Origin of the sequence: Roseomonas sp. GC11, assembly GCF_024437745.1 — a bacterium.
In the GTDB taxonomy this organism is placed as follows: domain Bacteria; phylum Pseudomonadota; class Alphaproteobacteria; order Acetobacterales; family Acetobacteraceae; genus Pseudoroseomonas.
In genome coordinates this window covers 1-12341 of record NZ_JANFNY010000107.1, presented here as the reverse complement: position 1 = coordinate 12341, position 12341 = coordinate 1, and the positions used below count along the sequence as shown (strand labels likewise).

Annotated in this window: 10 protein-coding genes; 9 read left to right on the top strand and 1 reads right to left on the bottom strand. The window is 67.6% G+C overall.

Going from position 1 to position 12341, the window contains the following annotated elements:
- Positions 1–219 precede the first annotated feature (219 nt).
- Positions 220–2244: a M3 family metallopeptidase gene (locus tag NON00_RS22075; protein WP_256024921.1), complete on the top strand. Its 2025-nt coding sequence runs from the start codon at positions 220–222 to the stop codon at positions 2242–2244.
- A gap of 107 nt (positions 2245–2351) precedes the next feature.
- On the opposite strand, the gene NON00_RS22070 is transcribed toward NON00_RS22075, so the two are convergent.
- Positions 2352–2840 carry an Lrp/AsnC family transcriptional regulator gene (locus NON00_RS22070; RefSeq protein WP_256024920.1) on the bottom strand — a complete coding sequence of 163 codons (489 nt, stop codon included), beginning with the start codon at positions 2838–2840 and terminating at the stop codon, positions 2352–2354.
- A gap of 129 nt (positions 2841–2969) precedes the next feature.
- On the opposite strand from NON00_RS22070, the gene NON00_RS22065 reads away from it, so the two are divergent.
- The 8 genes from NON00_RS22065 to NON00_RS22030 all read left to right on the top strand — a co-directional run.
- Positions 2970–3911 carry a DMT family transporter gene (locus NON00_RS22065; protein ID WP_256024919.1) on the top strand — a complete coding sequence of 314 codons (942 nt, stop codon included), beginning with the start codon at positions 2970–2972 and terminating at the stop codon, positions 3909–3911.
- A 290-nt stretch (positions 3912–4201) separates the two neighbouring features.
- Positions 4202–5014: a formate dehydrogenase accessory sulfurtransferase FdhD gene (gene fdhD, locus NON00_RS22060; RefSeq protein WP_256024918.1), complete on the top strand. Its 813-nt coding sequence runs from the start codon at positions 4202–4204 to the stop codon at positions 5012–5014.
- Positions 5015–5172: 158 nt separating this feature from the next.
- Complete coding sequence (locus tag NON00_RS22055) at positions 5173–6246, top strand: transglutaminase-like domain-containing protein (protein WP_256024916.1); 1074 nt, start codon at positions 5173–5175, stop codon at positions 6244–6246.
- 156 nt (positions 6247–6402) lie between these two features.
- A complete protein-coding gene (gene fdnG, locus NON00_RS22050; RefSeq protein ID WP_256024914.1) occupies positions 6403–9495 on the top strand; it encodes a formate dehydrogenase-N subunit alpha in 3093 nt (1030 codons plus the stop codon).
- Between the two features lie 10 nt (positions 9496–9505).
- Complete coding sequence (fdxH, locus tag NON00_RS22045) at positions 9506–10492, top strand: formate dehydrogenase subunit beta (protein ID WP_256024911.1); 987 nt, start codon at positions 9506–9508, stop codon at positions 10490–10492.
- The gene (locus tag NON00_RS22040) at positions 10492–11187 is read left to right on the top strand and encodes a formate dehydrogenase subunit gamma (protein WP_256024910.1); all 696 of its coding nucleotides are present in this window, start codon (positions 10492–10494) and stop codon (positions 11185–11187) included. Before fdxH ends, NON00_RS22040 begins: the two co-directional genes overlap by 1 nt.
- A 37-nt stretch (positions 11188–11224) precedes the next feature.
- A complete protein-coding gene (gene fdhE / locus NON00_RS22035) occupies positions 11225–12169 on the top strand; it encodes a formate dehydrogenase accessory protein FdhE (protein ID WP_256024909.1) in 945 nt (314 codons plus the stop codon).
- A 2-nt stretch (positions 12170–12171) separates the two neighbouring features.
- Positions 12172–12341: hypothetical protein (locus tag NON00_RS22030; RefSeq protein WP_256024922.1), on the top strand; the 170-nt coding region annotated here is incomplete at its 3' end.

The following is a 12341-nucleotide window of genomic DNA, read 5'->3' as shown; positions in this document are numbered from 1 at the left end:
CCCCAGCAGGGGACAGGGTCCCCTGCACCCGCCTTCAGATGGGTTTCCAAAGGCCTCAGGCCTTTGGTGGGGAGAGTGTGAGAGGGGCGAAGCCCCTCTCACGAACAGGCGCCGTGTTTTCAAAGGGCGGGCGGAGCCGTCGCCCGCGCGGAGAGTCTCTGATGGTCCGCATCGTCAGAGGCCTTGACCGGGGGGGAGGGATCTGCCCCGATCTTCGCCATGTGTGACGCCAATCCTCTGCTGGCCGCCTGGGATACGCCCTTCGGCCTGCCGCCCTTCGACCGCATCCGGCCGGAGCATTTCCCGCCCGCCTTTGACGCCGCCATGGCGGAGCACCGGGCGGAGATCGCCGCCATCGGCGCCAACCCCGAGCCGGCCAGCTTCGCCAACACCATCGAGGCGCTGCAACGCAGCGGCGCGGCCCTGCGGCGGCTGTCCAACCTGTTCTCCAACCTCGTCGTCAGCCTCGGCGGGCCGGAATTCGAGGCGCTGGACCGCGACTGGGCGCCGCGCTTCGCCCAGCATGGCATGGCCGTGGCGCAGGATGAGGCCCTCTTCGCCCGCATCGGCGCGGTCCACGCGGCGCGCGATACCCTGGCCCTCGACACCGACCAGCGCCGCCTGCTGGAGCGCACTTATCTGGGCCGTGTGCGCAGCGGCGCCGCCCTGCCGCCCGAGGGCCGCGCCCGCATGGCGGAGATCTCCGCCCGCCTCGCCCATCTGCACACCGCCTTCGGCCAGAACGTGCTGCATGACGAGAAGGCGTGGTTCCTCCCGCTCTCCGGCGCGGAGCTGGACGGGCTGCCGCCCTTCCTGGTGGAGGGTGCCGCCCAGGCGGCGGCGGCGCGCGGGAGGGAGGGGCATGTCATCACCCTCTCGCGCTCGCTGATCGAGCCGTTCCTGGTTTTCTCCCCCCATCGCGCCCTGCGCCGCCGCGCCTATGAAGCCTGGATCGCCCGCGGCTACCATTCCGGCGCGCAGGATAACCGGGCGCTGATCCCCGAGATCCTCGCCCTGCGCGCCGAGCGCGCGCGGCTGCTCGGCTATGCCAGCTTCGCTGAATTCCGCCTGGCCGACAGCATGGCTGGCAGCATCGCCGCCGCCCAGGCGCTGCTCGCCGAGGTCTGGGAGCCGGCGAAGCGCAAGGCCGCCGCCGAGCGGGACCGCCTCCTCGCCGCCGCCCGCGCGGAGGGGCATGAAGGCCCGCTCGCCCCCTGGGACTGGCGCCATTATGCCGAGAAGGTGCGCGCGGCCGACTATGCCCTGAGCGAGACGGAGCTGAAGCCCTATCTCGTCTTCGACCGCATCCAGCAGGCGGCCTTCGACACTGCCGGGCGGCTGTTCGGCCTGCGCTTCGTGCCGCGCCCGGAGCTGCCCGCCTACCACCCCGATGTCCAGGTCTATGAGGTGCAGGACGCGGCCGGGCATGTCGGCCTTTTCCTCGCCGACCCCTTCGCGCGTGGCGACAAGCGTTCCGGCGCCTGGATGAGCAGCTATCGCGAGCAGGAGGCGCTGGATACGCCGCTCTCGCCGATCGTCGTCAACAACAACAACTTCGCCCGCGCGACGCCGGCGCTGCTCAGCTTCGACGATGCCGAGACGCTGTTCCATGAATTCGGCCATGCGCTGCATGGCCTGCTCAGCCGCGTGCGTTACCCCGCGCAATCCGGCACCGCGGTGCGGCGCGATTTCGTCGAATTGCCTTCGCAGATCTACGAGCACTGGATCAGCCTGCCGGAGGTGCTCGGCCGCTATGCCCTGCACCATGAGACGGGCGAGCCCATGCCGGAGGCGCTGATCCACCGCCTGCTGGCCGCGCAGGGCTTCAACCAGGGCTTCGCCACGGTGGAATACACGGCTTCCGCCCTGATCGACCTCGCCCTGCACACCCACCCCGCGCCGGAGACGCTGGACATCGCGCAGTTCGAGGCGGAGTTTCTGTCCGGCATCGGCATGCCGCCGGAAATCGGCATCCGCCACCGGCCTGGGCATTTCCAGCATCTTTTCGCCGGCGAGGGCTATGCCGCCGGCTATTATTCGTATCTGTGGTCCGAGGTGCTGGACGCCGATGGCTTCGAGGCTTTCACCGAGAAGGGGGATGCCTTCGACCCCGAGGTGGCGGCCCGCCTGCGCCACCTGCTGAGTGCCGGCGACACGGAGGACCCGATGGCCCTTTATGTGGCTTTCCGTGGCCGCCCCCCTGGCACGGCGGCGCTGCTGAAGTCCCGCGGCCTGCTGGGCTGATTTGTGAGCTGATTGTGCCCGGTGCCGCGCCCCGCTCCAGGCTATGAGCGGGACGCGGCCTGGAAAAGTCTTTTTGCTTCTTTTTCTTCAGAAAAAGAAGACTCTTCTTATCTCCTTAAATGATCTGTTGGCAGCGCGGTGGTGTATTTCACCTGATCCAGCGCGAAGCTGGAGCGGATGTTGGAGACGCCTGGGATTTGCGTCAGGCATTCGAGCATGAGTTCCTGGTAGCGCAGCAGGTCTTCCACCACGACGCGCAGCAGGAAATCGGCTTCCCCGGTCATCAGGTAGCATTCCATCACCTCGGGGCGGCGGGCGATGGAGTCGGTGAAGAGTTTCAGCGAGGCCTTGTCCTGCTGTTTCAGCGTGACGTGGACGAAGACGTTGACGGCCAGCCCCAGTTTCAGCGGATCGACCAGTGCCACGGCGCCGCGGATGACGCCGCGTTCGCGCAATTCGCTGACCCGCCGCCAGCAGGGGGAGGCTGAGAGGCCCACGCGCTCGGCCAGTTCGGCGTTGCTGATCTCGCTGTTTTTTTGCAGCGCATCGAGGATACGCAGGCTGGCTTCATCCAGGGCGGGGCGGGTTTCCGGCATATTTGACCTGAAATTTTCTTTCTAGGGAAAAATATAACCTATCTTTCGCGCCGCAGCAAAAAATGAGGCAGGTTTTTCCGCCACGCCTGGCCGAGGATTTCCCGGAACCACCCGCCCGGGATATCCGTGATGAGCCAAACCCAAGGGATCTGCGCCACCCCCGCCGTTGCCGCGCCGGTCCGCCTGTCGAGCGTGCAGTCCACGCCTTTCTGGCTGTTGGCCATGGTGGTGCTCTGGGGCCTGAGCTGGCCGGCGACGCGGATGGCGCTGGATGTCGTGCCGCCGCTCTGGCTGGCCACGCTGCGCTTCGGCAGTGCCGCGCTGTGCCTGTTCGCCTTTGTCGGGCTGCGCGGGGAGCTGCGCCTGCCGCCGCGCGGGGACTGGCCTATCGTGGCCAGCATTGGCCTGTTGCAGATGATGGCCTTCACCGGCATGGGCATGGTGGCGATGACCCGCACGGACACCAGCCATGCCGTGCTGCTGGCCTATACCACGCCGCTGTGGAGTGTGCTGATGGGCTGGGTGCTGTTCCGCCAGGTGCCGGGGCGGGCGCAGTTTCTGGCGCTGGCGGTGGGGTTGGGCGGGGTGGGGCTGATCTGCTCGCCGCTGGAAATGGATTGGGGGGCGCCGGGCGCGCTGTCCGGGGCGGGGCTGCTGCTGGCGGCGGCCATCTGCTGGTCGGTGGTGATCCTGCAGATCCGCCGGCACCGCTGGACGGCCAGCCCGCTGGCGCTGGCGCCCTGGCAGATGCTGCTGGCGACGCTGCCGCTGGCCGGGCTGGCCTATGCCGTGGATGGCGCGCCCACCGGCATCGCGGTGACGCCGCGCCTGCTGGAATTGCTGTTCTTCATCGGGCCGGTGGCGACTTCGGCCTGCTTTGTCATCTCGGCGGAGCATGGGCGGCGGATCAGTGCTTTCGCCATGTCCAACTTCACCCTGGGTGTGCCGCTGATCGGGATTCTTTCTTCTGTCGCGCTGCTGGGGAATGCTCTCTCGGTGGTGTTCCTGGCCGGGCTGGCGCTGGTGATGGCGGGGATGGTGCTGGCGGCCCTGGCGGTGCGGAACCGCTAGGGGCCTTGCCGCCTTCGCGCCGCTGGCCGGGGCGGCGCCGATGCCAACAGAGAAAAGCATGACGTCATAAAGCTTTTTTCCAGTCTGGCGTTCCGCTCCGGGCCATGGGCGGGGCGCCCAGGGATAAAAGTTTTTTGGTTCTTTTTTCCAAAAAAGAACATTTCTGTCGTTTCTTCCTGGCTTTGCCTTTGGCCTGCCGCCGGTGCTAGCGATGCCGCACCCGGCCCCTTGCCGCCGGGCGCGGAGGAATGAGGATGACGGCGCCGGACCCTGTCTTTTCGAGCAGACCGTTGCGCTGGCGCGCGGGAGAGCCGCCGCAGCCGGTGGAGAGCCTGCTGCCGGAGGAGACTCCTGTGGCCATGACCTATGGCCAGGCGAGCCATGCGGTGATGATGGCCACGCCGCGCGATCTGGAGGATTTCGCCCTGGGCTTCAGCCTGACCGAGGGCATCATCCAACATCCTGGCCAATTGGCGGGGCTGGAGGTGGTGCATCGCGCGGCCGGGGTGGAGCTTCGCATGGAGCTGGCGGAGGACCGGCAGGATGCGCTGCTGCGCCGCCGCCGGCACATGGCCGGGCCGGTGGGCTGCGGGTTGTGCGGGCTGGAGAGCCTGGAGGCGGCGCTGCGCCCGCTGCCGCCTTTGCCGGAGGATGGGCCCGAGGATGGGCTGCGCCTGCCCGCGGCGGCGGTGATGCAGGCGCTGGATGCGCTGGCGGAGGGGCAGGCGCTGCACCGTGCCACCCAGGCCGTGCATGCCGCCGGTTTCTGGCTGCCGGGGGAGGGGATGGTGGCGATGCGCGAGGATGTCGGCCGCCACAATGCGCTGGACAAGCTGGTGGGCGCCCTGGCGGCGGCGCGGGTGAAGGCCGGAGGTATGAAGGCGGGGAGTGTGAAGGCGGGGCGGGGCGCGGTGGTGCTGACCAGCCGCGTCTCGGTGGAGATGGTTCAGAAGGCGGCCATTCTGGGTGCGCCGGTGCTGATCGCCGTCTCGGCGCCGAGCGCGCTGGCGCTGCGCAGCGCCGAGGCCTGCGGCATGACGCTGATCGCCCGGGCGCGGGGTGGAAAGTTCGATATTTATTGCCATGCTAGAAGGGTTATCTGATTGTTCAGATTTGCCCTCCTGGCGCTTTATTGCTACGCAACATGAGGTTTCTACAAGAACGGGATAGCGCAATCGGTTTTTCAGGCCACAGGATTGTGGCAAGGCCGAGCGCGGGCGAGTAGGATCGCCCGCCCCTGCGCTTGTTCCGGAGGAATAGCATGCAACGCCGTCGCTTGTTCTCTGCCTCGCTGGCTCTGGCGGGTGGTTTTCTCTCCGCCACCACCCTGCCGCGCGCTGCCCGCGCGGCGCAGCCCGTGCCGTCCGGCTGGCGCCAGTTCGAGATCACCACGCGCATCGACCTCAGCGACACGCCGGGCGCCGCGCATCTCTGGCTGCCGCTGGCGCAGAGCGCCGGCGGGTATCAGGCCGGGCTGGGCCTGGAGGTGGAAAGCCAGGGCCAGGCGCGGCTGCTGCGCGATGCCCGCTATGGCGCCGGCCTGCTGAAGGTGGACTGGGCGGCCGAGGGGCCGAAGACGGCGGTGGTGGTGCAGCGCGTGGCCACGCGGGACCGGCTGGGCTGTGATGCCAGCCTGCCCGTGACCGCGGCGGAGCAAGCCTTCTGGCGCGCCGGCACGGAGAGCGTGCCGCTGGAGGGCATCGTCACCACCACGGCGCAGCGCATCGTGGCAGGCCGGGACACGCCGCGGGCCAAGCTGCGCGCCCTCTATGACTGGGTGGTGGAGCACACCGCGCGCAATCCGGAGACGCCGGGCTGTGGCTTTGGCGATGTGCGCGGCATGCTGGAGAGCGGCAACCTCACCGGCAAATGCGCCGACATCAACGGGCTGATGACGGCGCTGGCGCGGGGCGCCGGCTTCGCGGCGCGCGATGTCTATGGCATCCGCGTGGCGCCTTCCGCGCAGTTCCGCACCATGGGGGCGAGCGGCGCCATCTCCAAGGCGCAGCATTGCCGCACCGAGGTCTTCCTGGAGGGCGAGGGCTGGTTCCCGCTCGACCCGGCAGATGTGCGGAAGGTGGTGCTGGACCACCGGCTGGCGGTGGACAGCCCGGAGGTGATGGCGCTGCGCGACCGGCTGTTTGGCGGCTGGGAGATGAACTGGGTCGGCTATAACAGCGCGACCGACATCGCCCTGCCGGAGGCGGGCGCTGCGCAGAAGCCGAACTTCGCTTTCCTGATGTATCCTTGCGCCTTCACGGCGGCGGGGCAGCAGGATTGCCTGGACCCCTCGCGCTTCCGCTACGAGATCACGGCGCGCGAGGTCGCGGCCTGATAGGGGCGCGGGCCGCCGCGGATGGTGGCGGCCCGTGACCTGCCATTAACCAAAGCCTCAGCTTATGGAGCTAGGCTTTTCTTGACGCTGACGGTCGGGAACCCCTAGTTACCGAAGGTTAGCAAAGGTTTACTCTCAGGGACGGGAGGGCCAGTAATGAATATGGAACTCTCGCGCCGTGGCTTTCTGAAAGCCGCAGGCGCGGGCGTCGCAGCAACGTCGCTGGGTGCCATGGGATTTGGGGAGGCGGAAGCCGCCATCCAGGCCCATGTCAGGGGCTTCAAGCTCGCCAGCACGACTGAAACGCGAAACACCTGCACCTATTGTTCGGTCGCCTGTGGCATCATCATCTATTCCAAGGGTGATGTGCGGAAGGGCGAGAAGGCGGAGGTCGTCCACATCGAGGGCGATGCCGACCACCCGACCAATCTGGGCACGCTCTGCCCCAAGGGCGCCGCGCTGAAGGACTTTGTCCAGGCGCCGACCCGGCTGCGCCAGCCGATGCACCGCAAGCCCGGCTCCGACAGGTTCGAGCCGATCTCGTGGGATGCCGCGCTGGACCGCATCGCGCGCCTGATGAAGGACGACCGCGACGCGAATTTCGTGGCGACCAACGCCGCCGGCGTGCCGGTGAACCGCTGGGCCACGACCGGGATGCTGGCGGCCTCCGCCACCACCAATGAAACGGCCTGGGCCACCTTCAAGGTTGCCAAGGCGCTCGGTATCGTCGGATTCGATAACCAGGCTCGCGTCTGACACGGCCCCACGGTGTCCAGTTTGGGCCCGACTTTTGGCCGTGGCGCGATGACGAACGCCTGGACCGATATCAAGAACACCGACCTCGTTGTCGTCATGGGCGGCAATGCGGCGGAAGCGCACCCCTGTGGCTTCAAGTGGGTCACGGAAGCGAAGGCGCATCGTGGCGCCAAGCTCATCGTGGTCGATCCGCGCTTCACGCGCACGGCCTCGGTGTCGGACGTCTATGCCCCGATCCGCCAGGGCTCGGACATCGCCTTCCTGCTCGGCGTGATCAACTACTGCATCCAGAACGATAAGGTGCAGTGGGAGTATACCAAGGCCTATACCAACGCCTCCTTCATCGTGAAGGAAGGCTTCGGCTACAGTGACGGGCTCTTCTCGGGCTATAGCGAGGAGAAGCGCGACTATGACCGTTCGAGCTGGGACTATGAGTTCGACGAGAACGGCTTCGCCAGGGTCGACCCGACGCTGGAGCACCCGCGCTGCGTCTGGAACCTGCTGAAGGCGCATGTCGCGGCCTATACGCCGGAGATGGTGGAACGCATCTGCGGCACGCCCAAGGCCAAGTTCCTCCAGATCGCGCAGATGATCGCGGAATGCTCTTCGCCGACGAAGACCATGACCTCGATGTATGCGCTGGGCTGGACGCAGCATTCGCATGGCGCGCAGAACATCCGCGGCATGGCCATGCTGCAGCTGATCCTGGGCAATATCGGTGTCCGTGGCGGCGGCATGAACGCGCTGCGCGGCCATTCGAACATCCAGGGCCTGACCGATATGGGCCTGATGTCGCACCTGCTCACCGGCTATCTGAACATGCCGACGGAGCGGGAGCCCGACTACGCGACCTATATGCGCAGCCGGCAGTTCAAGCCGCTGCGGCCGGGGCAGACCAGCTACTGGCAGAACTACGCGAAGTTCATGGTGAGCTTCCAGAAGGCCATGTGGGGCGATGCCGCCACGGCCGAGAATGACTGGTGCTACCACCACATCCCCAAGCTCGACGTGCCGGCCTACGACATCCTGCGCATGTTCGAGCTGATGAACCAGGGCAAGGTCAACGGGTATATCTGCCAGGGCTTCAACCCGGTGCTCGCCTTCCCCAACCGGGGCAAGGTGGTGGCCGGCCTGTCGAAGCTGAAGTTCCTGATCACCATGGACCCGCTGGAGACGGAAACCGCCCGTTTCTGGGAGAACCATGGCGACTTCAACGACGTCGACACCAAGTCCATCCAGACCGAGGTCTTCCAGCTCCCCAGCATCTGCTTCGCGGAGGATGAGGGCTCGCTGACCAATTCGGGCCGCTGGCTGCAATGGTTCTGGCCGGCCGCGACGCCGCCGGGGCAGGCCCGCGCGGATACCTGGATCATGGCGCAGATCTTCCTGCGCATGCGCGAGCTGTACCGGAAGGAGGGTGGCGCCTTCCCCGACCCGGTGCTGAAGCTGTCCTGGAACTACCATAACCCGGGCGAGCCGGAGCCGGAGGAGCTGGCGCGGGAGATCAATGGCCGGGCGCTGACGGACCTGCGGGACCCGAACGACCCCTCCAGGATCATCCTCGCCGCCGGCAAGCAGGTGGTGAACTTCTCGCAGCTGCGGGATGACGGCTCCACCATGTGCGGCTGCTGGATCTATTCCGGCTGCTTCAACGAGGCCGGCAACAACATGGCCCGCCGGGACAATTACGACCCGGACAACACCGGCACCCATCCCAACTGGACCTATTCCTGGCCGCTCAACCGCCGGACGCTGTACAACCGCGCCTCGGCCGACCTGGACGGCAAGCCGTGGGATCCTTCCCGCAAGCTGCTGGAATGGGATGGGACGAAGTGGACGGGCTATGACGTGCCGGATATCGCGCCGACCGCCAAGCCGCGCGATGTCATGCCCTTCATCATGAACCAGGAGGGGAGCGCCCGCCTCTTCGCCCGGGGCATGCTGCGGGACGGCCCCTTCCCCGCGCATATGGAGCCTTTCGAGAGCCCGATCGCCAACCCCTTCAACCCGAAGCTGCGCGGCAATCCGGTCGCGCGCATCTTCGCGAGCGATGTGGCGCAGTTCGGCACCTCGGAGGAATTCCCCTACGCGGCCACCTCCTACCGCCTGACCGAGCATTTCCACTACTGGACCAAGCACAACCGGGTGAACGCGGCGCTGCAGCCGGAATTCTTCGTCGAGCTCTCCGAGGAGCTGGCGAAGGAGAAGGGCATCGCCCCGGGCAGCTGGGTGCGCGTCTGGTCCAAGCGGGGCTCGGTGCGGGCCAAGGCGGTGGTGACCAAGCGGATCCGGCCGCTGATCTGCGACGGCAAGACCGTCCATGTCATAGGCATTCCGCTGCACTGGGGCTTCATCGGCGCGGCCAAGAAGGGCTTCGGCCCGAATTCGCTGACCCCCTTCGTGGGCGAGGCGAATATCGAAACGCCTGGCTACAAGGCCTTCCTGGTCAATATCGAACCCAGCACCGCCCCCAAGGGCGGGGTGGTGGCGTGAGGAGGGTGGCATGATCGACAGCCCGCGCACGGCGGTCAGCAACCCGCCGACCCAGCCCCTGGCCAGCAATCTCGGCCCGGGGGACGTGGTGCGCCGCTCGGCGACGGCAGATCTGCCGCCGCCGGGCCGGCAGCTCACCGAGGTGGCCAAGCTCATCGATGTCTCGAAATGCATCGGGTGCAAGGCCTGCCAGTCCGCCTGCATCGAGTGGAACGACACCCATCCGGGCGTCGGGGAAAATGTCGGGATCTATGAGAACCCGCATGACCTGACGGAAAACATGTTCACCCTGATGCGCTTCACGGAATGGGTGAACCCGGAGACGGACAGCCTGGAATGGCTCATCCGCAAGGATGGGTGCATGCACTGCGCCGATCCGGGCTGCCTCAAGGCCTGCCCGGCGCCCGGCGCCATCGTGCAGTATTCCAACGGCATCGTGGATTTCATCCACGAGAACTGCATCGGCTGCGGCTATTGCGTGAAGGGGTGCCCCTTCAACATCCCGCGCATCTCCAAGGCCGATCACCGTTCCTACAAGTGCACCCTGTGTTCCGACCGCGTGGCGGTGGGGCAGGGGCCGGCCTGCGCCAAGGCCTGCCCCACCCAGGCCATCGTCTTCGGCACCAAGGAGGACATGAAGAAGCATGCCGCCGGCCGGATCGCCGATCTGAAGTCGCGCGGCTATGCCAATGCCGGGCTCTACGACCCGCCGGGGGTGGGCGGCACGCATGTCATGTATGTGCTGCACCACGCCGACAAGCCGCATATCTACGCCAACCTGCCCGACGACCCGAAGATCTCGCCGCTGGTGCAGAGCTGGAAGGGCGTGACCAAGTATGTCGGCATCGCCGCCATGGGCTTCATGGCGGTGGGCAGCATGATCCACGGCGTCTTCGCGCGCGCCAACCGCGTCTCGCACGAGGATGAGGCGCATGCGGAGCAGCTGGTGGAAAACCCGGCCAAGGCGCCCCCGCCGCCGCCGGAGGAGCGGGTGTGATGGCCGAGCCGAACAAGCCCCGTTACGCCCAGCCCGGCGACAAGGTGCTGCCGGGCAAGCCCGTCACCGTCAACCGCTATGGGCCGGGGGCGCGGCTCAACCACTGGATCACCGCCAGCAGCCTCATCCTGCTGGCCTTGTCCGGCCTCGCCCTCTTCACCCCGGCGCTGTTCTTCCTGACCGGCCTCTTCGGCGGCGGGCAGAACACGCGGGCGCTGCACCCCTGGTTCGGGGTGGTGCTCTTCATCAGCTTCTTCGTGTTCTTCTTCCAGCTCTGGAAGGCGAACCTGCCGGAGCGGGTGGACTGGGTCTGGCTGAGGAAGCTGCGCGACGTGGTGGGCGGGCATGAGGAGAACCTGCCCGAGCTCGGCAAGTACAATGCGGGCCAGAAGATCGTCTTCTGGGCCATGGCCGGGCTCATCCTGGTGCTGATCGGCAGCGGGGTGGTGATCTGGGAGCAGTATTTCTCCGCCTACTTCACCATTCCGCAGATGCGCGTGGCGGTGCTGGTGCACTCCATCGCCGCGGTGCTGATCATCTGCGTCTTCATCATGCACGTCTATGCGGCCATCTGGACGCGTGGCACGCTGCGGGCGATGACGCGGGGCACCGTCACCGGCGGCTGGGCCTGGCGCCACCACCGCAAATGGCTGCGGGAACTCGCCGGCCAGCGCAAGGCCGGCCCCGCCGAGTAACAGTCTGCGTGGCCGGTACGGCCCGACGAGGTCAAGAATGTCTGGATTCCATGGGTTACAGCCCGATCCCTCGATGATCGGGCGCCTCGTCAAGCCGGCCTTCGTGCTGCTGCCGGATCCGGGGCCGTTCTTCCGCCTGCGGGCGGAGCGGCTCGCGGTGCTGGCGGAGGGCAGCGAACTCGGCCCCTATCTGCGCTTCCTGGCCGGGCTGGCCTCGGCCCAGGCGGCGCTGGCCGAGGCGCTGCCCCCGGCCGCCCCGCCCCCGGCGGAACAGCTTCAGCGCGCGCGCGAGCACCATATGCCGCCGCTCGACCGCGCCGCCCTGGCGGCGGGGCCGGAACTCCCCGGCCTCGTCGCCCGCTTTCTCGACGGGCTGGAGGCGGTGGAGATGCCGCCCCCCGCCGCTGCCGCCCTGGCCCAGCTGCGCGGCACGTCCGAGGACCAACTCAAAGAAATGCTGGGCAATGTGGCGGTGGATGCCATTCCACCGGACAGCCTGCCCGAGCATCTCTTCCTCGCCGCCGCCTTCCAGGTGCAGGTGGCGCGCCACGCCGCCGTGCTCGACGCCGCCGCTCTGCAACCCATCGAGGTCGGGGTCTGCCCCGTCTGCGGCGGGGCGCCCATCGCCTCCGCGGTGGTTGGCCGCCCGGGGGCGGAGAATGCCCGCTACGCCCATTGCTCCGGCTGCGGCAGCCAGTGGAACGAGGTGCGGATCAAATGCCTGGCCTGCGGCTCCACCAAGGGCGTCGGCTACCAGGAGGCCGCCACGGAGGGGCAGGCGGGCGAGGGCCAGGAGGGCGGGGCGACGGTGAAGGCCGAGACCTGCGACTCCTGCGGCAACTGGGTCAAGATCTTCTACCAGAACAAAAATCCGGCCATCGAGCCGCTGGCCGATGATGTCGCCAGCCTCGGCCTCAACCTGCTGATGCGCGGCACCAAATACCGCTGCGCCGGGTATAACCCCTTCCTGATCGGCTATTGACCATGGCGGACCGCTCGGCGCTGCGCGCCCTGCCCTCGGTGGACCGCCTGCTGGGCCTGCCGGAGGCGGCGCCCCTGCTGGAACGCTTCGGCCGCGCCCCGCTCACCGCCGCTCTGCGGGAAGAACTGGCCGCGCTGCGCGCCGGCCCGCTGCCGCCCGCCCTGCCGCAGCC